Genomic DNA, 25,849 nt, shown 5'->3' on the forward strand with positions numbered 1-25,849 from the left:
CACCATGCACCCAAATACGGCAAAAAAAGATTACTGCCGCCGCAAGGCCTCATACTGGCCCCGCTTTGGTGTGCCCCATTGCCAATCTGTTCGTCGAACGCCAAGCTCAACCCCGCTGGAGGACTCCATGGACACAAAAGGCACGATCAGAACGGGCACGGCAGGTTGGGTCTTTGCACCATGGCGTGGCACCTTCTTTCCCAAGGGCCTCGTGCAGAAGAACGAGCTCGCCTATGCCGCCAGCCGCCTGACCAGCATCGAGATCAACGCCACCTTCCGCGCCAATCAAAAGCCGGCCAGCTTCGCCCGCTGGGCCGGCGAAACCCCTGAGGGTTTCCAGTTCTCGGTCAAGGGCCCGCAATTGGTGACCCATATCAAGCGGTTGAAGAACTGCGCCGAACCCCTGGCTAATTTTTTCGCCTCCGGTCCCCTGGCGCTAGGCAATCGGCTCGGCCCCTTTGTCTGGCAATTGCCGCCGAACCTGGCCTTTGACAGGGAAAGTTTCGCCGCTTTTCTCGAACTGCTGCCCAGAACGTCCGAGGCCTACCTGGCGCTTGCCAGGCAGGCCGACAGCACCAAAGCCGAACCGTTCCTCGACGCGACCGAGATCGGCACCATCCGCCATGCCATCGAGCCACGGCACCAAAGCTTTGACGCCCCCGAGGCCAATGACCTTTTGGCCAAATATAACATTGCCCGGGTCATTGCCGATACCGCAGAGAATCCGGCCCGCGAGCTAACGGCAGATTTCGCCTATTGCCGGCTGCAGGGCCCGGCCCGGCTAGACGCGAACGGCTATGGCCAGGCCGACATCGACGAGTGGGCAGAGACGATGGGCCAATGGCGCGATGCGGGCCGGGATGTCTATGCCTATTTCGTGCATGAGGATAAATTGCATGCTCCGGCCAATGCCATCGCCTTGCGCCGGGCTCTTGGCATCACCCTGCCCGGTGATTGATCACGAGCGCGTATAGCTCTGGCCAAGGCCGGATTTGCGCACTATTGGCCTAGTCGCATAGCGTCATACCAGGATTTTTCATGAGCACCACGCGCCCCCTCGACAAGATCGCCGCCGGGTTCGCCTTCATTCTGGGCCTCGCCACCATATTGGGCGCATTGGGTTCGCAATTCATCGGCGGATTGCAGCCCTGCGAGCTCTGCCTCGAACAGCGCCTGCCCTATTATTGGGGCCTGCCGCTGCTGGCCCTGGCGCTGATCCTGTGGAACGGCCTGCCACTCACGGTCTGGTATATCGCCATTGCCATTGTCGCCGCGCTCTTTGCCTGGGGCGCCTGGCTCGGCGGCTTCCATGCCGGCGTCGAATGGGGCTTCTGGCCCGGCCCCACCGCCTGCACCGGCGTGGGCAATGAGCTGTCCATGGACATGCTCAACGACCTGCAGCCCGTCATCGGCTGCGACGTCGTCCAATTCCGCTTTCTGGGGATTTCCCTGGCTGGCTACAATGCCTTGATTTCGGCCGCTATTGTCGTGCTGCTGCTGGCCGCGATGCTGTTTCAGGCGCGGCGTGGGCGCACCTAGCTCAAGGCGCGCCGCGGCCAGATTCCACGGACAGCGCCTGAGCGATCAAGGCTCCAGTTCGATATCCCAATAGAGATAGTCGAGCCAGCTCTGGTGCAGATGGTTGGGCGGGAAGGACCGGCCATTATTGTGCAGGTCATGCACGGTCGGCGCATAGGGCGCCTGATGCGGGAACATCTTGATCTCGCTGGGCAGCCGATTGGCTTTCCTGAGGTTGCAAGGCGCGCAAGCCGCCACGACATTCTCCCATGTCGTCAATCCGCCCTTGGAACGCGGAATGACGTGATCAAAGGTCAGGTCATGCGTCGAGCCGCAATATTGGCACTGGAAGCGGTCGCGCAGGAACACATTGAAGCGCGTGAAGGCCGGATGCCGCGCCGGCTTGATATAGTCGCGCAGCGACACGACGCTCGGCAGCCGCATTTCGAAGCTGGGCGAGTGGATGACCGTATCGTAGTGGGAAACGATGTTCACCCGGTCCAGGCACACCGCCTTGATGGCATCCTGCCAGGACCACAATGACAGTGGATAATAGCTGAGCGGCCGAAAGTCGGCGTTCAGTACGAGGGCGGGACAAGCCTCAGGCGACACATGGATAGTCACTTGAGTCTCCCGAAGCGGGAATCGCGTAAGTCCATAGCCCTCTTATACTAAGCCCTTTGTGTCGGGCGTGTGAAGCGGGCACGGCAAGCTTATTTTTTGGCCAATGTCTCGATGAAGGCGGTGGCAAAAGCCAGCCCGTCCGGGGCAATGCCATGCCCCACCCCGCGGCTGACATGATAGCGGACGTCAAAGCCTGCCTCGCGCAGTGCCGAATCGGCCTCGGCGCTCAGATTGGGATCGACAACGTCATCCATGTCGCCATGCACTAGGCAAATCGGCGGTGTTGCAAGCTCGACGCCGCCAAATCCATCGGGCGGCAGGAAAGCGCCCGAAAATCCGATCACGCCCATCAAGGTCTGTTCTTGAGGCAAAGACGTACCGACATGCAGCGCCATCATCGCGCCCTGGCTGAAACCGGCCAGGATTGTCCGCTCCGGCACAATCCCGGTCTGCGCCCACAGATCGTTGAGAAATTCCACCACAACCGGCCGCGCCGAAACCACGCCGGTCTGCCGGCTGGCCAGCCGGTCGCCGGCCCAATCGATGGCAAACCATTGGTAGCCGCCCATACCCAATGGCTCTGGCGCATTGGGGGAAACGAACAGCGCTCCGGGTAAAAGCCTCTGCCAATGCGGCGCCAGCCCGATCAGGTCATTGCCATCGCTGCCATAGCCATGCAGCAAAACCACGGCGCTATCGGGTGCCCCGCCATTGGCAGGGGCAAGCATGGGGCCGGAAAGTTTGGTCATAAAAGGCTGGAATCCCTGTTCTTGAGCGCCGCGAAATAGCGCCAGAACAACAGCGCCGCCGCCGAGCGGTGCGGCGAGAAGTCCCGCGCGATGTCGATCATTTCCTTGATGCTCGGACGGGCGTCAAGTCCAAGCCCGTGATGGGCCGCCTTGAGCAGGGCCAGGTCGCCGGCCGGGAAAATATCGGGATGCCCGGCACAAAACAGCAGGTACACCTCGGCCGTCCAGGGCCCGATACCCTTGAGTGCCACCAACCGGGCAATGGCCTCTTCGGCCGGCAGGCCATCGATGTGACCCAGATCAAGTTCGCCTGCCGCAATCGCCTCGGCAACCGCGCGCAGGGCCAGGAACTTGCCGCGGGAAAAACCGGTGGCCCTGACCTCTTCTTCGCTCAGCGTCAGATAGGTCTCCGGCTCCAGCCCCCCGTCAAGCGCCTCATAGCGCCCCCAGATCGCAGCCGCGCTGGCCACCGATAGCTGCTGCCCGCAAATCACCTTGGCCATACCGGCAAAGCCTTTTGGATTGACCCGCGGCAGCACGGTTCCGACACTCTGCAGCATCGGTGCCAGATGCGGAGCAAAGCTGATCAACGCCTCCAAATGCCAGGCCACGCCCTCGGGCGTGTCGATGCGTGGTGTCGTTGCCTGCGATAGAATGGTATTGCCCGTCAAAACCGCGATATTCCTGTGCTCATGTCCAAGCCGCTTCTCCGCTTCGCTCCCAGCCCCAATGGCTATCTGCATCTGGGCCATGCCCTTTCGGCGCTGGCCACCTGGGATGCCGCGCAAAAACTGGGCGGCACAGCCTTGCTGCGCATCGAAGACATCGACATCGCCCGCTGTAAACCCGAATTTACCCAGGCGATTTTTGAAGACCTTGCCTGGCTTGGCCTGAGCTGGCCCGAACCGGTTGTCTACCAGTCCCATCGCTTCGACATCTATGCCGGGGCCGCCAACCGCCTGCGCGACATGGATTTGCTCTATCCCTGTTTCTGCTCACGCAGCGACATTGCCGACAAGGCCAATGCTACCGATCCCGATGGCGCCCCCCTTTATCCCGGCACCTGCCGACATCTCTCCAATGCTGAGCGCATCGAAAGGCTCGAACGCGGCGACCCGGTCCAGTTTCGCCTCGATACCGAAGCGGCCATAGAGCGCACCGGCCTGCTGACCTTTTCGGTGATCGGTCCGACCATTCTCGACCGCCCGCAAATCCGCTACGCGCGCCCCCAGCGCTGGGGTGATGCGGTGCTGCAGCGCAAGGACACCCCGACCAGCTATCATCTAAGCGTCGTTGTCGACGATGCCGCGCAAGGCATCACCCATGTCACCCGCGGCCGTGACCTGGAAGCGGCAACCGATATCCATGTTCTGCTGCAAATGCTGCTGGGCCTGCCCACCCCCTATTACCATTTCCACCGCCTGCTGCTGACCGATAATGGCGAAAAGCTCGCCAAATCGAAGGGCTCACAAAGCCTGCGGGACTTGCGGGCGCAAGGCTGGACCCCGGAAGACGTGCAGCGGGCGGTGTCCCTTCTCCCCTCACGGGAGAAGGTGGCCCGATAGGGCCGGATGAGGGGTCCAGAACCTGTATTCCCCATATGGCTGCACCCCTCACCCTAACTCTCCCCTGAGGGGCGAGGGGACACCACTTCGCACGCTTTCCTTTATGTCCGCTTCCCGATCCGCCCCAGATGTGTGTCCTGGAAGCTGGTTTCCGCCTTGAGGCCATAACCCATCATCCGGTCGAAACCGGAATGGGCCAGCCAGAGGGCTCCCAGCGCGGCCATAAGGGGTGCGTTCACCAATCCGCCGAGCGCCAGCAGCACCGCGCCAAAGGCATAGACATGCACCAGATTATAAATCCGGGCCCCAATGCGCGGCCCCAGACTATAGGCGGTAAAGCTGAGATCCGGAGCAAAGAATAGCAGCAGAGCCAACCACCAGGGCATGGCCGGCGCCAGCGGCCAGTAGAGCGCCAATGCCGCTGCAAAAACCAGCGCACCCTCGACCCGCTGCCACAAGATCACGTCTTTCAGGGTCTTTTCCGTCATCACGCCGCGCTCCTCTTGGCCGTCCTGGCCGCCACCAATTCGCGCACGGTCTCGGTCACCGCCGTTTCGAAGGGCGTGCCAAAGTCCGGCCCCAACAGGGCATCGAGACGCGGATCGACCAGTTCCATTTCATTCTGCCACAAATAGCGCATGCGATAGATGTCGCGCATAACCGGATTGACCAGCCCCACGGCTCGCAAGGCCCACCATTGCAGGGGCGAGACCTTGAGCTTCTGGCCCAGCCCCGACTGAATGGCCACCATGATCTGCCCATGGCTCACCCAATGGCCGGCAAAGTGGAAATTCTCGAAGGCCTTCATCGTATCGCGCCTTTCGGCCAGCACCGCAAAGGCGCGGGCTAAGTCAGGCAGATAGGCCCAGCTATGGCGCATATCGAGCGCGCCCAGATGATAGAGCCGCCCCTTGCCATGATCCATCAGCATGGCTGCATCGAACCATTCGTCGCGATTGCCCGGCCCGAAAAAGTCCCCGGCCCTCAGGATAACCACCTGAAAGCCGTTATTCTCCGCCGCCTGCCGCAACATCTGTTCGAGCCGGATGCGGATTTCCCCACGCGGCTTTTCGCCACTCTGGCGCAGGCCCGGCGCGATAGTCCGGTCCGAGGCGCGATAATTATAGATCGTCCCGGGAAACAGTAGCGTCTTGCCGGTGCCGGCCATGGCATTGAGCACCACCTGAAGCTGCGCTTCGGCGCGGCCCTCACCCCATTGATCATAGCGCAGATGCAGCGCCTGAACGACGACGTCGGCCCCGGCAATCGCCTGGCGCACCACCTTGATGTCGCTGGCATCGCCAGCAATGAATTGCGTGCCCTCGACCGGCTTGCGATTAACGCGCCCGAGGCCGGCAACGGCCCAACCCGCATCGCGGAAGGCGATCATGGCCGCATGGCCGATATGGCCATTGCTGCCCAGAATTGTGACATGTCCCTTGGTCATCATGTGCTCCTTGCTCTTGCTGGAGTTCAAGATGCGCGCTACGCTAACGAATAGCGATTGCGCAAAAACCTAAATCAGACATTCAAAAATGAATATTGAGCCCGATTGGTCCCTGTGGCGCAGCTTCGCCGCCGTGATTGCCGAGGGCTCGCTCTCGGCTGCTGCGCGCCATCTCGGCCTCAGCCAACCCACGATCGGCCGCCATATCGAGGCCCTGGAAGCCCAGCTCGGCCTCTCGCTGTTTGAGCGGCAATTGAGCGGGCTCAAGCCCAATGCCACCGCCTTGCGGCTTTACGCATCGGTCGATCGCGCCAGGGGCGCCCTTGCTGAGGCTGCCATTCTGGCCGCCGGTGCCCAGGATGACAGCGGCGGCACGGTGCGCCTGACGGCCAGCACCATGATCTCCAATTATGTGCTGCCCGATATTCTGGCCGGCATCCGCCGGATGCATCCGCGCATCGCCATTGAATCGGTGCCCACCGATTCGGCGGAAAACCTGTTGATGCGTGAGGCCGACATTGCCGTACGCATGTTCCGTCCCACCCAGCTCGAATTGGTCACCAGGCATCTGGGCGATATACCGCTCGTCGCGGTTGCCCATCAAAGCTATCTGGCCCGGCGCGGCACGCCGACCACGCTCAACGAACTTTGGGACCATGACATTATTGGCTTTGATCGCTCCGACGCAATCATCCGCCACGCCCGCGCGCTCGGTTTCGATGTCACGCGGGACAATTTTCCATTGCGCTCGGACGATCAGCCCCATCTTTGGGAATTGCTCAAAGCTGGTCTGGGCATAGGCTTTGCCCAGCTCAACCTCGTCCGCCAAACCAGGGGCCTGGTCATATTGCCCGTCGATGTCGCCATCCCGCCCCTGCCGATCTGGCTGACTACGCACAGGGAATTGTTCACCTCGCACAAAATTCGTGCCATCTATGATGCTGTGGCGGAGGGCCTCACCGCCTATATCAAGGGCGATCCAACTTCGCCGCTTTCACGTTAAGGCTATTATGCAAACCCTTCTCAATATCGCCATCGCCCTGGCTCTGCTCTTTGTGGTCATCGTGCTCGGCCTGGGCCTTTGGAACATGCTCAAGGGCGGGCCGGGCAATACCAGCCAGCGCCTGATGCGCCTGCGCGTCATCGGCCAGGCCGTGGCCCTGCTGCTGCTTATGGGCGCCCTGTTCTTCTTCGGCGGCGGCGGCGGTGGTGGTGGCAACTGAACCAATCCGGGGGACGCTTTGGTCAAGCTCAACACCATCTACACCCGCACCGGCGATAGCGGCTCGACGGGCCTGGTGCGCGGCCCGCGCCGCCCCAAGCACGATTTGCGCATAGAGGCCTATGGCACGGTTGAAGAGGCCAATGCCTTTATCGGCCAGGCGCGGCTCGCCTCCACTGCCAGGCCCCGCATCGACGCGGCCCTTGCGCGTATCCAGAACGATCTTTTCGATGTCGGCTCCGATCTGGCCACGCCTGGTGCCGATCTGCCCGGGACCGACCAGCCCAGCCTGCGCATCCGGCCGGTCCAGACCCTTTGGCTCGAGCAGCAGATCGACCGCTTCAATGCCGATCTCGCTCCGCTCACCAGCTTCATCCTGCCCGGCGGCACCTCTCTGGCCGTCGCCCTGCATCTGGCCCGCACTGTCACCCGCCGCGCCGAGCGTCTTGTCGCCGCCCTGATCGCGGCCGAACCAGACACGAACCTGGAAACCCTGCGCTATCTCAATCGTCTTTCCGACCTGCTTTTCGTTCTCGGCCGCGTCGCCAATGACAATGGCGCCAGCGACGTCTTGTGGGTGCCGGGTAATTATGGTGACCTCAACAAGGGCTGAGCCACCTCCGGCCGGTCAGCGCTGCCAAGGAGACCGGCCCTGTTCCTGCCCCTGCACGACACCAATCCCATCCGCCACGTCGATTTCCCCTTCGTCACCTATGGGTTGATGGGGATCACCATGGTGGTATTCCTGATCCAGTCAGTGCTGCCACAGGCGGCCTTCGATCAGGCCACCATCGATTTCGGCATGATCCCGATCGTCGTGCGCGATCTCTATCCCCAGCCCCTGCCCTGGCTGCCCGACTGGGCGAACCTTTTCACCTATGCCTTCCTCCATGCCGATTGGCTGCACCTGCTCTCCAACATGCTGTTTTTGTGGGTCTTTGGCGACAATATCGAGGACGCCTTCGGGCATATCAAATATCTGGTCTTCTATCTCGCCTGCGCGGTGCTGGCGGCCCTGGCCCATCTTCTGTTCAATCTCGAGAGCAATGGCCCCTTGATTGGCGCTTCGGGCGCCGTGGCCGGCGTCATGGGCGCCTATATCCTGCTCTATCCCCATGCCCGGGTTTTCGTTCTGGCCCGCATTGTCTGGCTCATCCCCCTGCCCGTACCGGCCTTCTGGATGCTCGGCTTCTGGATCGCCACCCAGCTCTTTTATGTCGTCATCGGCTCGGACGAACCAGTGGCCTGGTGGGCCCATCTGGGCGGCTTTGCTGCCGGCATGGCCCTGACCCCGCTGTTCAAGCGCCGCAAGGTGCCGCTCTTTGGCGGGCGCTGATCGGCACAAATTAACCGCGTCGGGCAAAGAAGCGTTAACTCGGCTTAACTAGTCTATGCGGACGCTCACCATCAGGACCTGCGCCCGTGAACACCGATCTTTCCACCAATCTGCTGACCGCACAGACGGCGCTGACGCAGAATTCGGTGCAGATTGCCGTGTTCAAAAAGGCCCATGAGATGGAAGCCAATCTGCTCAATGCCCTCATGCAGACCGCTCTTGACGCCCCGGCCGCTCCCCCGCCGGGACAGGGCCTCAAGGTCGACAAGCAGGCCTGAGGCGCATGTCATGAGCAATGGCATCGGCATTTCCCCTTCGGTGATGATCAATCGCATGGTCCACGAAAAGGCCGTGCCGCAATCGGGCCACCTGCTCGAAGTCGCGCGCCTGCGCGCCGAAATGATGCGGGCCCAGGCCGAAAATGCCGCCTCCCCCGTGCCCACCACCGGGCCGAGCGACACGCCGCTCAACGGGGCGGAAGTGGATTTGCTGATTTAGGTTCTTGGTACCTATACGCCCACTGTGCCGCCCTCGGGCTTGACCCAAGGGCCGGTCAAGCCATGTAGGGTGCTCGCGTTCGAGGTTCTCAGGTCAGGCCCGAGGACGGCAGTGCGGATGGGGGTGCTTCCTGACGGAACAGCCTAACCCCTGAGCCCGATCAGCGCCTCGATCACCGCCTTGCCGTCCTCGCTGTGCCATTCGGCCGGCCCTTGCAGCACCGCCAGCTCGCACCCCTCCGGATCAAGCAGCAGCGTTGCCGGCAGGCCGATGGCCACCGCTTCACGCTTCAATCGCTCAAAAGCGGCAAAGGTGTTGTCGGCATAAAGCGGCAGGTTTTCGAACTGCCCCTCGTCAAGAAAGTCCTGCGCCTTGCCCAACCCGCTCTCTCCAATATCGAGATTGATCGGCAAGACCATGAACATGTCCGAATTGTATTCGCCCGCAATGGCGTCGAGCGCCGGCATTTCTTCGCGGCAGGGCACACACCAGCTCGCCCAGAAATTGACCAGCAGCGCTTTGCCGGCAAAGTCGGCAATGCTCATCTGAGCGCCCGAAGCGTCCTTGAACGCCATATCGGCATAGCCGCGGCCCTCACCGGTGCCGTTCAATGCAGCCAGTTGGCCCACCGCGGCGGCGTCCACGATCTGCGCCTGGGCCCGCTGCACCGGGCATTCATTGGCGCTCCCGGCATTGCCCAGCATCAGCCATGCCGCTATAGACCCAGCAACAACGACCACCCCCACCGCCACGGGCAGTGCCCAGGAAACTACGGATCGGGGGCCTTTTGAGCGGGTATTTTCCATGGTGTCTCCGTCGGACAAGGCTCTGAGCAACAAGATGTGGGGCGGCCGTTTCGCCGAGGCGCCCGATGCCATTATGGAGGAAATCAATGCCTCCATCGGCTTCGACCAGCGCCTTTACCGCCAGGATATTGCCGGATCGAAGGCCCATGCCACAATGCTCGCCGCAACGGGCATTCTGACGCAGTCCGACCGCGACGCTATCCTCAGCGGTCTAGACGAGGTGCTCGGCGAAATCGAGAGCGGCAATTTCAAATTCTCGCGTGCACTCGAAGACATCCATATGAATGTCGAGAGCCGCCTGCGCGAAAAGATCGGCGATGCCGCCGGACGCCTGCACACTGCGCGTTCCCGCAATGACCAGGTCGCCACCGATTTCCGCCTCTATGTGCGCGACTATATCGACACCCTGGTCGGCCAGGTCAAAGCCCTGCAACTGGCGCTTGTGACCCGCGCCGAGGACGAGGCGGAGACCATTCTGCCCGGCTTCACCCATCTGCAGAACGCCCAGCCGGTGACCTTAGGGCACCATCTGCTCGCCTATGTCGAAATGCTTGGCCGCGATGCCGGTCGCCTGACTGATGCCCGCGCCCGCCTCAACGAAAGCCCGCTTGGCTCGGCCGCGCTGGCCGGCACGCCCTATCCAATCGACCGGGACATGACGGCACAGGCCATGGGTTTTGACCGTCCGACGGCCAACTCGCTCGACGCCGTCTCGGACCGGGACTTCATTCTCGAGACCCTGGCAGCGGCTTCGATCTGCGCCATGCATTTGAGCCGCTTTGCCGAGGAAATGGTGATCTGGTCCTCGGCCCAGTTCGGCTTCATCAAGCTCTCCGACAAGTTCACCACCGGCTCCTCGATCATGCCGCAAAAGCGCAATCCGGATGCTGCCGAACTGGTGCGCGCCAAGATCGGCCGCATTCTGGGGGCGCTCAATTCCCTTCTGGTGGTCATGAAGGGCCTGCCGCTGGCCTATTCCAAGGACATGCAGGAAGACAAGGAAGTCGCCTTCGACGCGCTCGACGCCCTGTCCCTGTCGCTGGCCGCCATGACCGGCATGGTCAGCGACATGCAGCCCAATCGCGAAAAAATGCACGCCTCGGCCTCGGCAGGCTTTTCGACGGCCACCGACGTCGCCGACTGGCTGGTACGCGAATTGAACATTCCCTTCCGTGACGCCCACCACATTACCGGGCAGATCGTTTCCATGGCCGAGCAGAAAAATTGCGGCCTCGAAGGTCTCACCATCGAAGATTTCAAGCTCATCGATCACCGCATCGATAGCCGCATCCACAAAGTGCTCACCGTCGAAGCCTCGGTCGCCGCCCGCGCCTCCTATGGCGGCACCGCGCCTGCCAATGTGCTGGCCCAGGCCGCCCGCTGGAAAACCGCGCTGACTGGTGAACATCACGAACCGCGCCCGCTCAAGGCGAAGAAACATGGCAGCCATGGCGACGGCGGTATTGCATAATTTGGCCGGCGCAATAGCCTTGCCGCGCAAGGATTGATTTGGACTGCGTCAATGGCCACGACACCGCGACAGATGCGCCTCACCGCCCGTCATGTCGCCTATCTCCAGCCGGCCGAAACCGTTGAGGCCCTGCCCCCACCGCCACCGGGGCTGCGCGAGGCCACGGCCGAAGACCATGCGGCGACCATTGCCCAGCTCTTCGAGGGTCCCGACCATCACGACGAAACCTGGGTCTTTGCCTATGGTTCGTTGATCTGGAAACCGGCCTGCGACTATGTCGAAATGCGCACCGGCCTGCTGCATGGCTGGCACCGGGCCTTTTGTCTGGGGTGGAACACCCGCTTCCGCGGCAGCGAGACCAATCCCGGCCTCATGCTGGCTCTCGATCGGGGCGGGGCCTGCAAGGGCGCCCTCTATCGTCTTCCGCCCGACCGGCGCGACGAATGCCTCACCAAGCTCTTCGAGCGTGAAATGGGCTGGCTGCCCACCGCCTTCCCGCCCCGCTGGGTCAAGGTACGATCTGGCGAACGGACGGTGCGGGCGCTGACCTTCTGTATCGACCGTTTTTCCGGCCGCTATGTTGCCGGGCTCAACGAGGCCGAAATCGCCGATGTGCTGGCCCGCGCCACCGGCACGCGCGGCTCCATGGCCGAATATCTCCACGCCACGGTCGACCATCTCGAGCAGATGGGCATCCACGACCCCCATCTCTGGCGATTGCAGCACCTGGTCGCCGAACGGATCGAGGCCGCTTATGAGGCGGATCGATAAGTCTGGCTTTCGTTTTCGCCCCACCTGCTCTAGAGGTGCCTGAAACGAAGGACAGCGCGACCTATCCCCGTCACCTCGGGTGACGGCATCATGGCCGTATCGACCCAGCGGGGCTTATTGTGGTGCATCACTTTCAACACCGGGACGGCGTGCTTTTTGCCGAGGACGTCAATCTCAACGATCTGGCGCGCGAGGTCGGCACACCCTTTTATGTCTATTCCAGCGCGACCCTGCGCCGCCATGTCCGCGTCGTGCGTGAAGCCTTTGATGGCATCCCGACCCTGATCGCCTATGCCATGAAGGCCAACTCCAACCAGGCCGTGCTCAAGCTGATGGCGTCCGAAGGTTGCGGCGCCGATGTGGTCTCGCTTGGCGAGCTGGAGCGCGCTCTGGCCGCCGGCATTGCTGCGGAAAAGATCGTTTTTTCCGGCGTGGCCAAGACCGTCGCGGAAATGCGGCGGGGTCTCGAAGCCGGCATCAAATGCTTCAATGTCGAAAGCGAGCCCGAACTGGAGCGCCTCTCCATGGTCGCGGCCGATATAGGCCTGACCGCCAAGGTTTCGGTACGCATCAATCCCGATGTCGATGCCCGCACCCACGCCAAGATCTCGACCGGCAAGAGTGAGAACAAGTTCGGCATTTCCTATAAGCGCGCCCGCGAGGTCTATCGCCGCATTGCCGAACTGCCCAATCTCAAGGCGGTGGGTGTCGACATGCATATCGGCTCCCAGATCACCGATCTCGAGCCCTTCGGCAATGCCTTTGGCCTGATGGCCGAACTGGTCACATCGCTGAGGGCCGACGGGCACGTCATCGAACATATCGATGTCGGGGGCGGGCTTGGCATCCCCTATAATCACGACCAGGAGGCGCCCCCGCATCCCGAAGCCTATGCTGCGGTCGTGCGCGACAAGGTCGGGCAATTGGGCTGCTCGCTGGTGATTGAACCGGGCCGCCTCTTGGTGGGCAATGCCGGTATTCTCGTCACCAAGGTCGAATATGTGAAAAAGGGCGAGGCCGATTTCATCATTGTCGATGCGGCAATGAACGATCTCATCCGCCCCACCCTTTACGAGGCCCACCACGATATCGAGCTGGTCAACCAATCCAACCTGCCGCCCATCACCGGCGACATTGTCGGCCCGGTCTGTGAAACCGGCGATTATCTGGCCAAGGGACGCACTATTCCCGGCGTCAAGGAAGGCGACCTACTTGCGGTAATCAGCGCCGGGGCCTATGGCGCCGTAATGGCCTCGACCTACAATTCGCGGCCCCTGATCCCCGAAGTGCTGGTTGATGGCAGCCGCTGGCACGTCATCCGCCCGCGCAAATCGCTCGACGACCTGATCGCCCTCGATAGCGTGCCCGACTGGGTGTGAGGCTGCGCCGCCGCCCCCTCATTCCTCTCCCAAATGAGGAGAGGACCGCCCTATTACAGCGATTGCCGCGCCAGTGACACCACCTCTACCGGCCTTCCGGCCAGTGCATCATCCACCTTGGCCAGCAGGTCTGCCAGGGTAAAGGGCTTGGCGATGACATCGTAGATCAGCGCATCCAGCCCATGGGCGCGCTCGCGCTGGTCGGCAAAGCCGGTCATGAGCAGGATCGTCACGTCCGGATAAGACGCCCCGACATGCAGGGCCAGCGCTATGCCATCCATCACCGGCATCTTGATGTCGGAGAGCATGAGGTCAAAACGCCCGCCTTCGGCATCGATGGTTTCGGCGGCGAGGCCCCCATCCTCCTCCGCCACCACCTCATATCCCTTCATCGTCAAAGCGCTGACGACAAAGGCACGGACGGACGGATCGTCTTCGGCAACCAGGACGCGGGCCATAGGCGCTCTCCTAAACTTCAATCGGGGCCGGCGATCACCGCCATGCCCCCGGCAAAACGTGAAAATATAAGATGGTGCGGATCGTTCCCTTATCCATAGGCCGGCGATCCCTAATGAGAGTTTGAAACCGGCGGCGGCGCCTGGTCCGAAGCTGGGAGCGTTTCGTGAGGCGCTGAAACATCCGCTTCAGGGGCGGGCGGCTCCGGGGCCGCAGCACCGCGCTCTGGAGCCGCGCCGCGACCGGCAAAACTCAGCCTGACCCGAACCGCTTCGCTGGGCGGCAATGACAGCCTGGTGTCGAATGTGGCGCGTTCGCCCGCCATCATGTCCCGCACCCGCGGCGCCACGCTCCACTCGTAAACGGCATGGCCGGTTTCGTCGAGCAGGCTGACCACCACTGGCGGCACCGCAACCGGCGTGCGGGATCGGCCAACGATCTGCGCCGAAACGGTCAGCACATCATTGCCACCCGACAGGGTCTTGAGCGTTTCAAGATCGACAAAGTCCAGCCCGACCACATTCACCCCGAGCCCGACCGCCTCATAAAGTCCGGCCAGGTCCGGATAGCGCTCCACAATCGGTACGCGCCAGAAATAGGCGCCACCCAATAGGCCAGCGAGCATCAAAACGCTTCCGATACGGGCCGCGCGACGCAGGCGGGCCAGAGGCAGACGCGAAACCATGGCATGTTGCCGGCGCGAAAACGCCGCCTGCCGCTGCTGCAGCGCCGCCGCATCCAGGCCCGGCAAGGGCGAGGACACCTTGGGCGGGATGGCCGCATTCCGGCCTTTACTGGCGGCCACGGCGCTCTCCTCGCTCTTCATGACCTCGTCCAGAGCGTCCTCGGCCATGGCATCAAAAAGCTTGTCATCTGCCGTCGGGGCCTCACTTCCGGCCTCTTCGAGCGGCGGCGTTGCCTTGCCATCCTGGGTCCAGGCCTGATGACAATGCGCGCATTGCACCTTGCGACCGGCAGAGCCAATGGCCTCATAGGTCACCTGATACTTGGTGTGGCAATGCGGGCAGGTGATGATCATCGGAGGGCGTGCGAACTCCCGGAACGGTCCCAGACCCTATCCTCTGCGGGGTTAAGACTCCTCAAACTCCCCAGCGATCAAAATTGTGCCGCTTTCCCCCGGCCAATGACCCCTCCATGCCGCAAGCGCGGGTTCGCGCTGCTATGATGGCGCAAAGCTGATTCGCTTTGTGCCGCCGTTTTGATCCGATGAGCTGGGAGCGCCCGTTCTTGATCGAGTTTTCCGATGTGGGCCTGCGCTATGGCAATGGCCCCGAAATACTCAAAGACCTGACCTTTTCGATCGAACCGGGCTCGTTTCATTTCCTGACCGGCCCCTCGGGCGCCGGCAAGACCAGCCTTTTGCGTCTGCTCCTGCTCTCCAACAAGCCCAGCCGGGGCAAGGTGACCATGTTCGGCGAGGATGTGGGCAATCTCGACCAGGACAGTCTTTTGCAGATGCGCCGGCATATCGGCATCGTGTTCCAGGAATTCCGGCTGCTCGATCATCTGACCACGTTCGAAAATGTCGCCCTGCCCCTGCGCGTGCTCGGCCAGCCCGAGAGCGAATATCGCCCCAATGTCATCGAACTGCTCGAATGGGTGGGGCTGGGTGAACGCATGCATGCCCTGCCCACTCTGCTCTCGGGTGGCGAAAAACAGCGCGCCGCCATTGCCCGCGCCGTTATCGCCCGGCCCAAAGTGCTACTGGCCGATGAGCCCACCGGCAATGTCGATCCTGATCTCTCGAGCCGCCTCGTGCATCTGTTCGCCGAGCTCAACCGGACCCTGGGAACCACCATCATCCTGGCCACCCATGAATTGCCGCTGCTCGACCGCTTCCCCTATCCGCGCATGGTGCTGAACAAGGGGGAGTTGACCATTCATGATTAGGCAATGGATCGCTCTTTTGCCGCGCCGTGGCGGCGCCGCGCCCATCGTGCCCGAAAAGAGCGTTGCCGGCCGCACCCTGCTGCTGCTCGTGACCATCATGGCCTTTCTCTCGGCCGTAACGCTTGGGGGCGTCGTGCTGGTGCAGAAATCGGCCATTGCCTGGTCAGCCGATGTGGGACGGGAACTCACCATCCAGATCCGCCCGGCCGAAGGCGAGGTGATGGAGTCCAATCTGCGAACCGCCGTGTCGCTGGCCCAATCCACGCCCGGCGTCGCCAATGCGCGAGCCCTGACCATCGAGGAAAGCCAGGCCCTGCTCGAACCCTGGCTCGGGGCCGGCCTTGATCTTTCCGCCATCGCCATTCCGCGGCTGGTCGTCGTCCAGCTATCCGACCCGGCTGAGGCCGATATCGAGCAATTGCAGCGCAATCTGGGGGCCATTAATGGGGCTAGCCTCGACACCCACGCTGCCTGGCGGCAGCAGCTCAACACCATGGCCGGCACGGTAGTGCTTTCGGGGGTATTGGTTCTCTGTCTGATCGGGGTGGCCACGGTTCTTGCCATCATCTTCGCCACCCGCGGGGCTATGGCCACCAATCGCGAAATCGTCGATGTGTTGCACTTCATCGGCGCGTCGAACAAGTTCATCGCGGGCGAATTCCAGGGGCGGTTTCTCTCCATCGGCTCGCAGGGCGGCATTCTGGGTGCTCTCCTGGCCATCCTGTTCTTCCTTTTGATCGGCATGGCGGCGGGCAGCGTATTGCCCAGCGAGGCCACCGCCCAGGTCGGCGTGCTGTTCGGCCAATTCCTGCTCGGCTGGGATGGCATCATCTTTGTTCTGGCAGTGGTGCCTGTCATTGCGGCGCTGACGGCCATAACCTCTCGCTTGACGGTTCGGCGCTATCTCAGCGAAGCATCCTGAACCTTTCTAGAATCGGCTGAGCGGGGGGAGCATATGGCGATCAGGGCCGCAATTCAGGCGATACGGACCGCCCTGTTTTACCTCGTCTTTATTGGCCAGACGATCATCCTGGCCATCATTGCGGGCAGCATTGGCATCATCTTCGGACGCACGCGCTTTGGCTGGGCCATCGCCCGCTATTGGTGCTGGTCCAATGTGGTTTTCCTGCGCCTGCTGACAGGCATGGGCACCCAGGTCGAAGGCGATGAAAACATCCCACCCGGCGGCTGCATCATCGCCTCCAAACACCAGTCGGACTGGGATATTTTCGCAATCTTCCCGCATACTGGCCGCCCCGCCTATATCGCCAAGAAGGAGCTGATGCGCATCCCCTTTTTCGGCTGGGCCGCCCATTCGCTCGATTGCATCGAGATCGACCGGCAAAAAGGCGCCCAGGCCATTCCCGAAATGATCGGCCAGGCCCGCGCCGCGATCGATCGGGGCTGCCGCATCGTCATCTATCCCGAAGGCACGCGAAAGGCGTCTCTGGCGCCGGCCGAATACCGCCAGGGCATTGTGCGCATGTATACCGAACTCAATGTGCCGGTCGTGCCCGTAGCGCTGAATTCCGGTCTCTTCTGGGGTCGCAACAGCCTTGTGATCTGGCCCGGCACTGCGCGGGCAAAGTTTCTGCCGCCCATCGAGCCCGGGCTTGACGCCAAGACCTTCATGGCGCGCCTGACCCAGGCCATCGAACCCGAATCCACCAGGCTGACGCTGGAGGCTTTGGACCAGGGTATCGGCCGCCCCCCCGACGCCCGTCTGCGAGAACGCCTTGATGCTATGGCGCAGCAGAAAAACCACTAGATATTGACCAGGAACCCGAACGCATCCATAGATGTAGTGCCGGGTCCGGACAGGGCTTGACGATAGATAAAGTTTGTTCTAATTTTGTTCTTCTTCTGGGGACGCAGGGGAATGTCCAATGATGCCTTCGGGTGAGTTGCAAAGGGTGAACCCATATCGGCCCGGCCTTGTGCATTGGCAGGGCCGGTCCGGTCGCGACTATGGCCTTGAGGCCCGCAGCCTTGAGCATTTCGCCATGGAAGAGGCAGAACTCTACCTCATTGCCAAAGGCAGGCATGTGCTCTGGGTCGGCTCGACCCAGGATCTTGTCGCCGACCCGATGAGCCGCAGCCGGTTCCGGCTGGCGCTCGACTGCGCCACCCATGTCTTCAGCCTTGCCACGCCTGAAAATCGTCTCGCCACCATCTGGGACCTCGAACAAGCGGCGCCCGCGCCTGGCCTGGTCGCTCAGGCCGCCTGATCCTCGCCGCCGCCCGGCCTGGCCTCGCTCTCCAATTGCTGCGCAAGCTTCATGAGCGCCCGGTCCCGGATGCCCAACCGCACCAGATGCTGGGCGGTATTGAGCACATAATCGACATTGCGACCCGATATGCCCACCCCGGCCCGGATCATGGCCAATTGCGCCTCAAGGCTGAGCTGGCCGGCAAATTGCTCATGGCTTTCATCGACCACATAGGTCAGCGCCTTGACCCGTTGCCCATCGGCCAGCGTGACCGGCCGCCAAACATCGCGATAAACCGCTGTCACCAGCTCTCGCGCATCGAGATAGGCCCGCACCTCTGCCCAATCGCTTTTCGGCACCTCGAAGGCCATGCCCCGGCACGAACCGCCCCGCGTTAGCCCGAAGACCAGGCCCGGGACGTCCGGGGTGCCTCTATGATGGTGGGAAATGATCGACAGCGAACGATGGGCGCCACGCAAAAGCCCCTGTTGCGCATTGAGATAGGCAAAGCCCGGATTCCAGATCAGCGAACCATAGCCAAAAACCCAATGCGTATTGCCGGGCGTCTCTAACTCTTCCCTATTCGCCATAGCGCAACCACTTTCACCCTTAGGCTATCGACCCCGAATGTGCCGGGCAAGACCATGATAGGCCTGTCTGGCAATGGGGGCATATGTGGCGTCTTCCACGCGCGATGCAAACCCGCTTCTGACGAGACCGCAGCAAGGATATGAAGAGGCCATGAAAAAACGAATCATCATCCTGGGCGGCATCGTCCTCACCCTCGTTCTGGCCTGGACCGGGGCCTGGTTCTTCTTTGCCGGCCAATTGCGCCAGCAGATCGAAGTGCTGGCCCTTGCCGATGGCGAAACTGCCCCGCAACTGGTCTGCACCGATCTCGCTATTGGCGGCTTCCCCTTCCGCTTCGATGCCGAATGCAGCAATGCCGCGCTGGTTTCGGGCGACCTTCTGGTGCAAATCCCCTATATGCGGGTCAGCGCCATGGTTTATCGGCCCAATCACCTGCTGGGTTCGCTCACCGGTCCCCTGGCCATTTCCGATGCATTCACCGGGGCCCGCCAGGAGGTCGACTGGACCGATAGCGAAGCCAGCCTGCGGCTCGAAAACTGGCGGATCGCGCGTTTCTCCATCCTTGCCAATGCCGTCACCTGGACCGATCAGTTGTTCGGCGACACGCTGATCGCCTCGGCCGGGCATATCGAAGCGCATCTGCTCGACATGCCCGAGCAGCACGATCCGCAAACCGGCCGTGCGGCCCTTGCCGGCTATCTGCGCGCCGACGATATTTCCGCCCCCGGTATCGACCTCAGCCAGACCAATGCCGAGGTGGAGCTGGAGGTCACAGCCCTGCCCGACGACATCCGCAATTGGGGTCTGGGGCCCATGCTACCCGATTGGCAGCAGGCCGGGGGCAAATTGCGCATTGTGGGCATTCGCGCCAATGATGGCGGTGCCGACCTCGATGCCAGCGGCGAATTGGCGCTCGATGCGCAGGGCTATCCCACCGGCACGCTGAGCATCAACTCGCTTGGCGTCGCCGAGCGCATCGGCCCCTATATCGAGGAGCCCTGGCGCACCCTGGTGCTGGGCGTGCCCGGCGAGGATGGCCGGCACAAGAACCAGCTCAACTTTGCTGGTGGCGGCCTGTCCTCGGGCCTGGTGCCGATCGCGGCGCTGGCGCCGCTGTTCTAGCCCTTCTCCTCACCGGGGAGATTTGCCCTATGGGACGGGCTCAAGCATCGTCCCCGCCGCCATGTTCGCGGACAAAGGGCACGTCCGGGACGGGCGGGCTTTCATGCGGGCGACCGAAATCGGGGGCGGCGGTTTCCTGCCCCGCATCGATGATCGAGCGGCGGATGGCGCGGGTGCGGGTGAACATGGCTTCCAGCGCGGCGCCATCGCCATTGCGCACGGCGCGCTGCAGCACGGAAAGGTCCTCGCTGAAGCGGCCCAGCATTTCCAGAACCGCATCCTTATTGGTCAGGAACACATCGCGCCACATGACCGGGTCGGAGGCGGCAATGCGAGTGAAATCGCGAAAGCCCGAGGCCGAGAACTTGATGACTTCGGACTGCGTTGCCGCCTCGAGATCGGCCACCGTGCCTACGATATTGTAGGCGACCAGATGCGGAATATGGCTGGTAATGGCCAGAACCATGTCGTGATGGGCCGCGTCCATGCATTCAACGTCAGACCCCATGGCCTGCCAGAAGGCAACCAGCTTGTCGGTATCGGCCTGCGGCACGCCATCGGTGGGGGTCAGCACGCACCAGCGCCCGGCAAAAAGCTCGGCAAAGCCGGCCGAGGGGCCTGAATGCTCGGTGCCCGCAATGGGATGGCCGGGAATGAAGCTGACGCCCTCTGGCACATGCGGGCCGACGACCCTGACCACATGTTCCTTGACCGAACCGACATCGGAAAGAATCGCACCGGGCTTGAGATGCGGGCCGATCTGCGCAGCCAGGGCGCCATAGGCCCCCACTGGCGCGCAGAGGATGACAAGATCGGCACCCTGCACCGCCTCGGCCGCATCGAGCGTATAAATATCGCCCAGGCCCAGTTCGCGAGCTTCATCGAGGGTTTCCTGCCGCCGCGTGGCGATGGAAATGACCTCGACCAGCCCTTGTCGCCGGGCCGCCAGGGCAATTGAGGAACCGATCAGGCCGATGCCGACCAGCGCCAGTTTGCGGAAATGCACGCTCATTGAATGTCATCCATGGATTTGAGCACATCGGCCACGCCGCGCATGGCCGCTTCCGAGCCGATGGAAATGCGCAGCCCATTGTCGATGCCATAGGAAGCGCCGATTTCGCGCACGATATAACCCGCCTGAGCCAGGGTTTCGAAGGCCTTGGCCGCCAAAGCGGGCGTCTCGAACAACACCATGACGAAATTGGCCTGGCTGGGCACCACACGCATACGATTGCCCGAAAGCTCTGCCGTCAGCCAATCCCGCCATTGCGCATTATGCGCCTTGAGCTTCTCGTTGAACGCGGCGTCGCGCGCAGCGGCGGCCCCGGCCATCTGCGCGGGCAGATTGACATTGAACGGGCCGCGAATGCGATTGATGGCATCGACAATATGGTCGGGCCCAACCATCCAGCCGATGCGGGCTGCCGCCAGGCCCATTTTGGAGAAGGTCCGCACCATGACGACATTGTCCTTGCTCAGGGCCAGCTCGAGCCCCACCGCAAAATCGGCGGCGGTGACATATTCGGCATAGGCATTGTCGATGACCAGCAGGATATCGGGACGCAGCCCCGCATGCAGGCGCTCGACTTCGCTGGTGCTGAGATAGGTGCCGGTGGGATTATTGGGATTGGCCAGCCAAACCACCTTGGTCCGCTCCGTCACCGCGGCCAGAAGCGCATCGACATTTGCGGTGTAGTCGGTTTCCTCGACCAGGACGATCTGGGCGCCAGCGGCCTTGGTAATGATCGGATAGACCGAAAAGCCGAACCGGTTCATCACCGCCTCGTCGCCTTCACCCAGATAGGTCTGGGCCAGGAGATGCAGCAGATCGTCCGAGCCATTGCCGCAGACAATGGCATTGGGGTCCACGCCATGCACATCGCCCAAAGCCTTGCGCAACAGGCGCGAAGAGCCTTCGGGATAGATTTCCAGATGCGCGGCAGCCTCCGCGAAAGCCGCCATCGCCTTGGGGCTGGCGCCAAGCGGAGATTCATTCGCTGAAAGCTTGACGGTCTTGCTACCCGGCGCGCCGGACTTGCCCGGCAGATAGGGCGCAATATCAAGAATTCCAGGCTGTGGCGTGGGACGCTTTATATCGGACATGAGACGATTTCTAACCGGCAGGAAAAGCCGGGCGGACCATAGTGAAATCAAGACGTAATGGCAAAGGCTTCGAGGCGACTGCCGGCCAAATCGCATCGAACTGGGCGAGATCTTATCCGCTGCGCGCCGTGGCCGTGCTCATCCCTGGCAATCTGACATAGCGCTCGGCGCGCTTGCGGCGCGGCACGGCGGGGAAAGCCTCCTTGCGCGCGCGGATGCAGATGACCCCGCTCATGGCCGGACCGAGCATGCGTCCGAACCCCTCGAAAAAGCGCGGATATTTGAGCACCAGGCGCGACTGGAATGGCGGCAGGAACAGAGCATCGCGCCAGACTTCGGGCACGAAGGAATGGTCGCGCAACAGCTTGTCGAGCTGGCCGCCCGAATAGGGATTCCCCTGCCCGAAAGGGGTGTTGTCGCGCTGCGCCCAGATGCCCCGGCGCCGCGGCACCACCAGCAGTAGATGCCCATTGGGCGCCGTGACCCGCCACAGCTCGCGCATCAATTCTTCCGCATCGGCCACATGTTCGAGCGCATGAATGGCGATGGTAAGATCAATGGCAGCGTCTGTGAGCGGCATTTCGAGCGGGTCGCACAACACGGTGCGCGACGGGCCCTCGCGCGGCCAGGCCGAGGCCCCCTGCCGCTCGGGCATGAAGGCCAGCACCCGCTCGGCCGGCTCCAGCGCAAAGCGCAAATAGGGCGTGGCAAAGCCCAGCCCCAGAACCCTGCGTCCCTTGAGATCGCCGGCAAGTTCGATGACCTGTTCGCGCACCAGCGCCCGCGACAGGCGCCCGAGCGGGGACTTGTAAAAACCGATAAGGCGGACGACATCGCTGGTCATGACCGGACAGTGCCAAAGGCCGATGAACTTGTCCAATGCGGCATTGTCATTGCGTCGGACGCTCCCTAGCTTGCGGGCACAAAGGATTCGAAGGAGACAGAATATGGGCCTGATCGTGGACGTATTCGCCGCCCGCAGCGACAATTTCGGCTATCTGGTGCATGACCAGGCCTCCGGACGCACCGCTGCCATCGACGCGCCCGAAGCCGGCCCCATCCGCGAGGCGCTCATCCAGCGCGGCTGGACGCTGACCGACATTTTCATCACCCATCACCACATCGACCATGTCGAGGCCATTGCCGAATTGAAGTCCGCCTTTGGCGCGCGCGTGGTCGGCCCGCGCGACGAGGCCGACAAGATCGAAGGGCTCGACGAGCTGGTGGGCGATGGTGACACCATCGAGCTTGGCGAAAGCCGCTTTGCCGTGATGGCAACGCCCGGCCATACGCTGGGCCACGTGGTGTTTTACGATGCCGAGGGTGGGCACCTGTTCTCAGCCGATGCCCTGTTTTCGCTCGGCGTGGGGCGCATGTTCGAGGGCACGCCCGGACCCATGTGGGCGGGATTGACGCGCCTGCGCGATCTGCCCGACGAAACCCTGGTCTATTGCGGTCACGAATATACCCAATCCAATGCCCGCTTTGCCCTTTCCATCGACCCCGACAATGCGGCGCTCAAGGCCCGCGCCGCCGAAGTCGATGCGCTACGCGCGGCGGGCCGGCCAACCATCCCCTTCAATCTGGGTGAGGACAAAAAAGCCAATCCGTTCCTCCGCGCCGATATGCCGGAAATGGCCAAGGTCTACGGCCTCGAAGGGGCGGACCCCGCCGAGGTTTTCGCCGCCATCCGCAAGGGCAAGGACAACTTCTAGTCTCCCGCCCGAGCAAGGAAGGCTGACATTGCCAAAGGGCCGCCCGGCAACGGGTGGCCCTTTGAATTGAATTGCCTGTGAACCGATCACTTTTGCGGATCGAACTTCGTTAACGAAGTGTTACCATCTGGCACGGCGCTTGCCCCTATTGGGGTATGGTGTCGCATGTTCTGTTCCATTCCGGGACAGGGCGACCCGAAATGGTACAGGCAATGTCCGATCTGGCACAAAGCGAAACAGTTTCTTGCCATCTACCCGTGGTGCAGGACCCGGCCGGGCCGCGCCCCTCGCTGGCCCGCAGCGCCCCGACAGCCGCCTTTGTCAGCCAATTGATCGCCGCCCGCGCCCATATGCCCACCCAGCGCACCCGCCGCATGGGCACCAATGAAGGCGCAGTCGGCGCCTATGGACAGACGGCACGCCTCACCCAGCGGCGCATGCCGCAGGGCTATCGGAAGACTGTTTTGGCCTAGAAGGCCAGCCTAGCTCATCGAGACATCGCGGCTGGCCGAGGTGATCGAGACGGTGAAGCCTGCCACCACATCGATCAGGCTCATCACCATGAGCAGGAAAAAGACCGAGCTCGAGGCCGCGCCCACCAGCAGGAATTCGACCAGGAACGCCACAAACACCAGCATGGACAGCATATGCTCGATGATCGAGGAGCGCGCCGTATTGGTGGATTTGAGCACTTCGAAGAACAAGAGGATAATGCCGATCACGAGCAGGAAATCGCCAGCCGTGATGGCCCAGGGCATGCCCGAGGGCATGGGAATGGCGAACAGGCCCGCGCCCCAATTGACCGGATTGCCGCCGAAAAACAGGAAAACAGCGAGATTATAGAGCACGAAAGGCACAATCAGCAGCGGGATGATAAAGCCATTGCCCTTACGGCGCGGCGCGCGGCCTGTGGGCAGGATGACGGTTTCGCTCATATCTCTGGCCTCCGCGAATGTGGCGCGCAGCATGCCAGAGCTTTGGCAATGGCGGAAGAGCAGCCGCCCCGGCAAAGGAAATTGCCGGCCATGTTCAAACCGCGCCCCGTCAAACGTCGCGTCGATAGCTGCCAATAATAAGGGGCAGCACATTGATGGCCCATTAGGGCCAATAGGAGGACGACCCATGGCCAATGCCAAGAACACAATCTGCATCTGGTATGATACCGGCGCCGAAGAGGCCGCCAATTTCTATGCGGCAACCTTTCCCGATACCCGCGTCACCGCTGTGCACCGGGCGCCAAGTGACAATCCCTCCACCCAGGCCGGTGCAGTGCTGACCGTGGAATTCTCCGTAATGGGCATTCCCTGCATCGGGCTCAATGGCGGCCCCGCCTTCAAGCACACCGAAGCCTTTTCCATGCAGATCGCCACCGAGGACCAGGCAGAAACCGACCGCTATTGGAACGCCATTGTCGGCAATGGCGGCGAGGAAAGCATGTGCGGCTGGTGCAAGGACAAATGGGGTATTTCCTGGCAGATCACCCCACGCGCCCTCAGCGAGGCCATGCAGGCCGGCGGCGAGGCAGGCAAGCGCGCCTTCGATGCCATGATGGACATGAAAAAGATCGACGTGGCGAAAATCGAGGCGGCCGTCAGGGGCTGAAAACGCCGCAGGTTCACCCTAGACGGGACGCACCAGCGCCAATTGCTCCTCAGCATGCGCATCACGCCAGCACACGGCGGCCTCCCAGGCTGCCGACGCCTGGCCAACAAGATCTTGCATATCCGGCGCATACCTGGCCGCATTGTGCGGCAGATTGAGATCCAGGTCCGAAACATCGACATGGGCCTCGTCCCAATCGATGAAACCCACCCGCTCGGCCGTAATGCGGATATTGCGCGGATTGGGATCGCCATGGACCACCGAGCGCGGGCGCCCGACAAGCCTTGACCAGGCCGCGCGGCATCTCTCGACGGCCTCCGCTGGCATGGCGTCGAGATTGATGCGCGTGCCCGAATTGTCCGTCAGCAGGTCGGTGGACGATTTCCAACCGGGACGCTGTGGCCAGTCCCGCGTCAACTCGTGCAACTGGCGCAGCGCACCGGCGACGCGGCTCCAGTCTTCGGCAGTTTGCGGAGACACACCCTCGACATAGGTCATGACGACCAGACCATCGGCAAAGAGCGCACCATCGGTCGTGGGGATGGGCAACGGCACGCTCATGCCGTTGCTCGACAGATGCAGCATCAGCTCGGTTTCCCAACCGAGATCGGCGGCGCCCCGCTGCCCCACCCGGCCAACGGCCAATTGGCCATTGACGCGCAGGCTCCACACATCATTCGCGACCCCGCCCGCCAAGCGGTCGACGCGCACGACATCGCTGCCCCAGCGGCCGAGGGCCTCCCAGCCCATGGG

The 25,849-nt window shown here is 62.4% G+C and carries 34 protein-coding genes; 20 read left to right on the plus strand and 14 right to left on the minus strand.

The window, feature by feature from the left end:
• Nucleotides 1-127: 127 nt before the first annotated feature.
• Together V8Z65_RS15995 and V8Z65_RS16000 are read left to right on the plus strand one after the other, a co-directional pair.
• On the plus strand, nt 128-958 hold the full coding sequence (locus tag V8Z65_RS15995) for a DUF72 domain-containing protein (RefSeq protein ID WP_338721145.1): 831 nt from the start codon (nt 128-130) through the stop codon (nt 956-958).
• 80 nt (nt 959-1,038) lie between these two features.
• Nucleotides 1,039-1,539, plus strand: coding sequence for a disulfide bond formation protein B (locus tag V8Z65_RS16000; RefSeq protein ID WP_338721146.1), 501 nt, complete (start codon nt 1,039-1,041; stop codon nt 1,537-1,539).
• A gap of 45 nt (nt 1,540-1,584) precedes the next feature.
• Here V8Z65_RS16000 and V8Z65_RS16005 read toward each other — a convergent pair whose 3' ends face one another.
• From V8Z65_RS16005 to V8Z65_RS16015, 3 genes are all read right to left on the minus strand, one after another.
• A complete protein-coding gene (locus tag V8Z65_RS16005) occupies nt 1,585-2,142 on the minus strand; it encodes an HNH endonuclease (RefSeq protein ID WP_338721147.1) in 558 nt (185 codons plus the stop codon).
• An 89-nt stretch (nt 2,143-2,231) separates the two neighbouring features.
• Complete coding sequence (locus V8Z65_RS16010) at nt 2,232-2,891, minus strand: prolyl oligopeptidase family serine peptidase (protein WP_338721148.1); 660 nt, start codon at nt 2,889-2,891, stop codon at nt 2,232-2,234.
• Nucleotides 2,888-3,562, minus strand: coding sequence for a DNA-3-methyladenine glycosylase 2 family protein (locus V8Z65_RS16015; protein WP_338721150.1), 675 nt, complete (start codon nt 3,560-3,562; stop codon nt 2,888-2,890). Before V8Z65_RS16015 ends, V8Z65_RS16010 begins: the two co-directional genes overlap by 4 nt.
• 21 nt (nt 3,563-3,583) lie before the next feature.
• Here V8Z65_RS16015 and gluQRS point away from each other — a divergent pair, with 21 nt between their 5' ends.
• Entirely contained in the window at nt 3,584-4,456 is an 873-nt protein-coding gene (gene gluQRS, locus V8Z65_RS16020; protein ID WP_338721151.1) for a tRNA glutamyl-Q(34) synthetase GluQRS, read from the plus strand.
• Nucleotides 4,457-4,557: 101 nt separating this feature from the next.
• Here the strand turns inward: gluQRS and V8Z65_RS16025 are convergent, their stop codons facing one another.
• Nucleotides 4,558-4,944 (minus strand): DUF4260 domain-containing protein, encoded by a 387-nt coding sequence (locus V8Z65_RS16025; protein WP_338721152.1) that lies wholly within the window; start codon nt 4,942-4,944, stop codon nt 4,558-4,560.
• On the minus strand, nt 4,944-5,903 hold the full coding sequence (locus V8Z65_RS16030) for an NAD-dependent epimerase/dehydratase family protein (protein ID WP_338721153.1): 960 nt from the start codon (nt 5,901-5,903) through the stop codon (nt 4,944-4,946). Before V8Z65_RS16030 ends, V8Z65_RS16025 begins: the two co-directional genes overlap by 1 nt.
• A gap of 88 nt (nt 5,904-5,991) precedes the next feature.
• Here V8Z65_RS16030 and V8Z65_RS16035 point away from each other — a divergent pair, with 88 nt between their 5' ends.
• From V8Z65_RS16035 to V8Z65_RS16060, 6 genes are all read left to right on the plus strand, one after another.
• Nucleotides 5,992-6,906 (plus strand): LysR family transcriptional regulator, encoded by a 915-nt coding sequence (locus V8Z65_RS16035; RefSeq protein ID WP_338721154.1) that lies wholly within the window; start codon nt 5,992-5,994, stop codon nt 6,904-6,906.
• A 7-nt stretch (nt 6,907-6,913) separates the two neighbouring features.
• Nucleotides 6,914-7,126, plus strand: coding sequence for a twin transmembrane helix small protein (locus V8Z65_RS16040; RefSeq protein WP_338721155.1), 213 nt, complete (start codon nt 6,914-6,916; stop codon nt 7,124-7,126).
• A gap of 18 nt (nt 7,127-7,144) precedes the next feature.
• Complete coding sequence (locus V8Z65_RS16045; protein WP_338721156.1) at nt 7,145-7,738, plus strand: cob(I)yrinic acid a,c-diamide adenosyltransferase; 594 nt, start codon at nt 7,145-7,147, stop codon at nt 7,736-7,738.
• 120 nt (nt 7,739-7,858) lie between these two features.
• Nucleotides 7,859-8,461: a rhomboid family intramembrane serine protease gene (locus tag V8Z65_RS16050; RefSeq protein WP_338721157.1), complete on the plus strand. Its 603-nt coding sequence runs from the start codon at nt 7,859-7,861 to the stop codon at nt 8,459-8,461.
• A gap of 86 nt (nt 8,462-8,547) precedes the next feature.
• The gene (locus V8Z65_RS16055) at nt 8,548-8,739 is read left to right on the plus strand and encodes a putative motility protein (protein ID WP_338721158.1); all 192 of its coding nucleotides are present in this window, start codon (nt 8,548-8,550) and stop codon (nt 8,737-8,739) included.
• A gap of 10 nt (nt 8,740-8,749) precedes the next feature.
• Complete coding sequence (locus V8Z65_RS16060; RefSeq protein ID WP_338721159.1) at nt 8,750-8,959, plus strand: hypothetical protein; 210 nt, start codon at nt 8,750-8,752, stop codon at nt 8,957-8,959.
• A gap of 143 nt (nt 8,960-9,102) precedes the next feature.
• Here the strand turns inward: V8Z65_RS16060 and V8Z65_RS16065 are convergent, their stop codons facing one another.
• Complete coding sequence (locus tag V8Z65_RS16065) at nt 9,103-9,765, minus strand: TlpA disulfide reductase family protein (protein ID WP_338721160.1); 663 nt, start codon at nt 9,763-9,765, stop codon at nt 9,103-9,105.
• A gap of 22 nt (nt 9,766-9,787) precedes the next feature.
• On the opposite strand from V8Z65_RS16065, the gene argH reads away from it, so the two are divergent.
• The 3 genes from argH (at nt 9,788) to lysA (ending at nt 13,386) form a co-directional block, all read left to right on the plus strand.
• Complete coding sequence (argH, locus tag V8Z65_RS16070) at nt 9,788-11,236, plus strand: argininosuccinate lyase (RefSeq protein WP_338724051.1); 1,449 nt, start codon at nt 9,788-9,790, stop codon at nt 11,234-11,236.
• Nucleotides 11,237-11,287: 51 nt separating this feature from the next.
• Complete coding sequence (locus tag V8Z65_RS16075; RefSeq protein WP_338721161.1) at nt 11,288-12,007, plus strand: gamma-glutamylcyclotransferase; 720 nt, start codon at nt 11,288-11,290, stop codon at nt 12,005-12,007.
• Nucleotides 12,008-12,129: 122 nt separating this feature from the next.
• A complete protein-coding gene (lysA, locus tag V8Z65_RS16080; protein WP_338724053.1) occupies nt 12,130-13,386 on the plus strand; it encodes a diaminopimelate decarboxylase in 1,257 nt (418 codons plus the stop codon).
• 53 nt (nt 13,387-13,439) lie between these two features.
• On the opposite strand, the gene V8Z65_RS16085 is transcribed toward lysA, so the two are convergent.
• Both V8Z65_RS16085 and V8Z65_RS16090 read right to left on the minus strand, forming a co-directional pair.
• Nucleotides 13,440-13,844: a response regulator gene (locus V8Z65_RS16085; protein ID WP_338721162.1), complete on the minus strand. Its 405-nt coding sequence runs from the start codon at nt 13,842-13,844 to the stop codon at nt 13,440-13,442.
• Nucleotides 13,845-13,954: 110 nt separating this feature from the next.
• Entirely contained in the window at nt 13,955-14,881 is a 927-nt protein-coding gene (locus V8Z65_RS16090; protein WP_338721163.1) for a DUF3426 domain-containing protein, read from the minus strand.
• Between the two features lie 209 nt (nt 14,882-15,090).
• On the opposite strand from V8Z65_RS16090, the gene ftsE reads away from it, so the two are divergent.
• The 4 genes from ftsE to V8Z65_RS16110 all read left to right on the plus strand — a co-directional run bounded on the left by ftsE (nt 15,091) and on the right by V8Z65_RS16110 (nt 17,981).
• A complete protein-coding gene (gene ftsE, locus V8Z65_RS16095) occupies nt 15,091-15,753 on the plus strand; it encodes a cell division ATP-binding protein FtsE (protein ID WP_338721164.1) in 663 nt (220 codons plus the stop codon).
• On the plus strand, nt 15,746-16,675 hold the full coding sequence (locus V8Z65_RS16100; RefSeq protein WP_338721165.1) for an ABC transporter permease: 930 nt from the start codon (nt 15,746-15,748) through the stop codon (nt 16,673-16,675). Before ftsE ends, V8Z65_RS16100 begins: the two co-directional genes overlap by 8 nt.
• Before the next feature lie 33 nt (nt 16,676-16,708).
• Nucleotides 16,709-17,521 (plus strand): lysophospholipid acyltransferase family protein, encoded by an 813-nt coding sequence (locus tag V8Z65_RS16105; protein ID WP_338721166.1) that lies wholly within the window; start codon nt 16,709-16,711, stop codon nt 17,519-17,521.
• Nucleotides 17,522-17,639: 118 nt separating this feature from the next.
• On the plus strand, nt 17,640-17,981 hold the full coding sequence (locus V8Z65_RS16110) for a hypothetical protein (RefSeq protein ID WP_338721167.1): 342 nt from the start codon (nt 17,640-17,642) through the stop codon (nt 17,979-17,981).
• Here the strand turns inward: V8Z65_RS16110 and V8Z65_RS16115 are convergent.
• Nucleotides 17,969-18,553, minus strand: coding sequence for a gamma-glutamylcyclotransferase (locus V8Z65_RS16115; RefSeq protein WP_338721168.1), 585 nt, complete (start codon nt 18,551-18,553; stop codon nt 17,969-17,971). The two genes, V8Z65_RS16110 and V8Z65_RS16115, sit on opposite strands and share 13 nt — an antisense overlap.
• Before the next feature lie 151 nt (nt 18,554-18,704).
• Between V8Z65_RS16115 and V8Z65_RS16120 the strand changes: the two genes are divergently transcribed.
• A complete protein-coding gene (locus tag V8Z65_RS16120) occupies nt 18,705-19,676 on the plus strand; it encodes a DUF2125 domain-containing protein (protein ID WP_338721169.1) in 972 nt (323 codons plus the stop codon).
• A 40-nt stretch (nt 19,677-19,716) separates the two neighbouring features.
• Here V8Z65_RS16120 and V8Z65_RS16125 read toward each other — a convergent pair whose 3' ends face one another.
• The 3 genes from V8Z65_RS16125 to V8Z65_RS16135 form a co-directional block, all read right to left on the minus strand.
• Complete coding sequence (locus tag V8Z65_RS16125; protein ID WP_338721170.1) at nt 19,717-20,688, minus strand: prephenate/arogenate dehydrogenase family protein; 972 nt, start codon at nt 20,686-20,688, stop codon at nt 19,717-19,719.
• On the minus strand, nt 20,685-21,770 hold the full coding sequence (gene hisC / locus V8Z65_RS16130) for a histidinol-phosphate transaminase (RefSeq protein WP_338724054.1): 1,086 nt from the start codon (nt 21,768-21,770) through the stop codon (nt 20,685-20,687). Before hisC ends, V8Z65_RS16125 begins: the two co-directional genes overlap by 4 nt.
• A gap of 121 nt (nt 21,771-21,891) precedes the next feature.
• A complete protein-coding gene (locus tag V8Z65_RS16135) occupies nt 21,892-22,659 on the minus strand; it encodes a class I SAM-dependent methyltransferase (RefSeq protein ID WP_338721171.1) in 768 nt (255 codons plus the stop codon).
• 67 nt (nt 22,660-22,726) lie between these two features.
• Between V8Z65_RS16135 and gloB the strand changes: the two genes are divergently transcribed.
• Nucleotides 22,727-23,494: a hydroxyacylglutathione hydrolase gene (gene gloB / locus V8Z65_RS16140; protein ID WP_338721172.1), complete on the plus strand. Its 768-nt coding sequence runs from the start codon at nt 22,727-22,729 to the stop codon at nt 23,492-23,494.
• Nucleotides 23,495-23,706: 212 nt separating this feature from the next.
• Nucleotides 23,707-23,967, plus strand: a complete 261-nt coding sequence (locus V8Z65_RS16145; RefSeq protein WP_338721173.1) for a hypothetical protein — start codon at nt 23,707-23,709, stop codon at nt 23,965-23,967.
• 9 nt (nt 23,968-23,976) lie between these two features.
• Here V8Z65_RS16145 and V8Z65_RS16150 read toward each other — a convergent pair whose 3' ends face one another.
• Nucleotides 23,977-24,429: a hypothetical protein gene (locus tag V8Z65_RS16150; protein ID WP_338721174.1), complete on the minus strand. Its 453-nt coding sequence runs from the start codon at nt 24,427-24,429 to the stop codon at nt 23,977-23,979.
• A gap of 187 nt (nt 24,430-24,616) precedes the next feature.
• On the opposite strand from V8Z65_RS16150, the gene V8Z65_RS16155 reads away from it, so the two are divergent.
• The gene (locus V8Z65_RS16155; protein WP_338721175.1) at nt 24,617-25,096 is read left to right on the plus strand and encodes a VOC family protein; all 480 of its coding nucleotides are present in this window, start codon (nt 24,617-24,619) and stop codon (nt 25,094-25,096) included.
• An 18-nt stretch (nt 25,097-25,114) separates the two neighbouring features.
• On the opposite strand, the gene V8Z65_RS16160 is transcribed toward V8Z65_RS16155, so the two are convergent.
• Nucleotides 25,115-25,846: a phosphotransferase gene (locus tag V8Z65_RS16160; RefSeq protein ID WP_338721176.1), complete on the minus strand. Its 732-nt coding sequence runs from the start codon at nt 25,844-25,846 to the stop codon at nt 25,115-25,117.
• Nucleotides 25,847-25,849 lie beyond the last annotated feature (3 nt).

Origin of the sequence: Devosia sp. XK-2 (assembly GCF_037113415.1) — a bacterium.
Classification (GTDB): Bacteria; Pseudomonadota; Alphaproteobacteria; order Rhizobiales; family Devosiaceae; genus Devosia.

Excerpts from the sequence above, each read along its gene's own strand:
- V8Z65_RS16025 (WP_338721152.1), bottom strand. The coding sequence starts at position 4,944 with ATGACGGAAAAGACCCTGAAAGACGTGATCTTGTGGCAGCGGGTCGAG.
- V8Z65_RS16105 (WP_338721166.1), top strand. The coding sequence starts at position 16,709 with ATGGCGATCAGGGCCGCAATTCAGGCGATACGGACCGCCCTGTTTTAC.
- V8Z65_RS16100 (WP_338721165.1), top strand. The coding sequence starts at position 15,746 with ATGATTAGGCAATGGATCGCTCTTTTGCCGCGCCGTGGCGGCGCCGCG.
- V8Z65_RS15995 (WP_338721145.1), top strand. The coding sequence starts at position 128 with ATGGACACAAAAGGCACGATCAGAACGGGCACGGCAGGTTGGGTCTTT.
- V8Z65_RS16040 (WP_338721155.1), top strand. The coding sequence starts at position 6,914 with ATGCAAACCCTTCTCAATATCGCCATCGCCCTGGCTCTGCTCTTTGTG.
- V8Z65_RS16125 (WP_338721170.1), bottom strand. The coding sequence starts at position 20,688 with ATGAGCGTGCATTTCCGCAAACTGGCGCTGGTCGGCATCGGCCTGATC.
- V8Z65_RS16110 (WP_338721167.1), top strand. The coding sequence starts at position 17,640 with ATGATGCCTTCGGGTGAGTTGCAAAGGGTGAACCCATATCGGCCCGGC.
- gloB (WP_338721172.1), top strand. The coding sequence starts at position 22,727 with ATGGGCCTGATCGTGGACGTATTCGCCGCCCGCAGCGACAATTTCGGC.
- V8Z65_RS16000 (WP_338721146.1), top strand. The coding sequence starts at position 1,039 with ATGAGCACCACGCGCCCCCTCGACAAGATCGCCGCCGGGTTCGCCTTC.
- gluQRS (WP_338721151.1), top strand. The coding sequence starts at position 3,584 with ATGTCCAAGCCGCTTCTCCGCTTCGCTCCCAGCCCCAATGGCTATCTG.
- V8Z65_RS16075 (WP_338721161.1), top strand. The coding sequence starts at position 11,288 with ATGGCCACGACACCGCGACAGATGCGCCTCACCGCCCGTCATGTCGCC.
- V8Z65_RS16085 (WP_338721162.1), bottom strand. The coding sequence starts at position 13,844 with ATGGCCCGCGTCCTGGTTGCCGAAGACGATCCGTCCGTCCGTGCCTTT.
- V8Z65_RS16030 (WP_338721153.1), bottom strand. The coding sequence starts at position 5,903 with ATGACCAAGGGACATGTCACAATTCTGGGCAGCAATGGCCATATCGGC.
- V8Z65_RS16160 (WP_338721176.1), bottom strand. The coding sequence starts at position 25,846 with ATGGGCTGGGAGGCCCTCGGCCGCTGGGGCAGCGATGTCGTGCGCGTC.
- V8Z65_RS16115 (WP_338721168.1), bottom strand. The coding sequence starts at position 18,553 with ATGGCGAATAGGGAAGAGTTAGAGACGCCCGGCAATACGCATTGGGTT.
- V8Z65_RS16010 (WP_338721148.1), bottom strand. The coding sequence starts at position 2,891 with ATGACCAAACTTTCCGGCCCCATGCTTGCCCCTGCCAATGGCGGGGCA.
- V8Z65_RS16155 (WP_338721175.1), top strand. The coding sequence starts at position 24,617 with ATGGCCAATGCCAAGAACACAATCTGCATCTGGTATGATACCGGCGCC.
- V8Z65_RS16065 (WP_338721160.1), bottom strand. The coding sequence starts at position 9,765 with ATGGAAAATACCCGCTCAAAAGGCCCCCGATCCGTAGTTTCCTGGGCA.
- V8Z65_RS16090 (WP_338721163.1), bottom strand. The coding sequence starts at position 14,881 with ATGATCATCACCTGCCCGCATTGCCACACCAAGTATCAGGTGACCTAT.
- V8Z65_RS16050 (WP_338721157.1), top strand. The coding sequence starts at position 7,859 with ATGGTGGTATTCCTGATCCAGTCAGTGCTGCCACAGGCGGCCTTCGAT.
- V8Z65_RS16145 (WP_338721173.1), top strand. The coding sequence starts at position 23,707 with ATGTCCGATCTGGCACAAAGCGAAACAGTTTCTTGCCATCTACCCGTG.
- V8Z65_RS16035 (WP_338721154.1), top strand. The coding sequence starts at position 5,992 with ATGAATATTGAGCCCGATTGGTCCCTGTGGCGCAGCTTCGCCGCCGTG.
- V8Z65_RS16120 (WP_338721169.1), top strand. The coding sequence starts at position 18,705 with ATGAAAAAACGAATCATCATCCTGGGCGGCATCGTCCTCACCCTCGTT.
- V8Z65_RS16150 (WP_338721174.1), bottom strand. The coding sequence starts at position 24,429 with ATGAGCGAAACCGTCATCCTGCCCACAGGCCGCGCGCCGCGCCGTAAG.
- V8Z65_RS16060 (WP_338721159.1), top strand. The coding sequence starts at position 8,750 with ATGAGCAATGGCATCGGCATTTCCCCTTCGGTGATGATCAATCGCATG.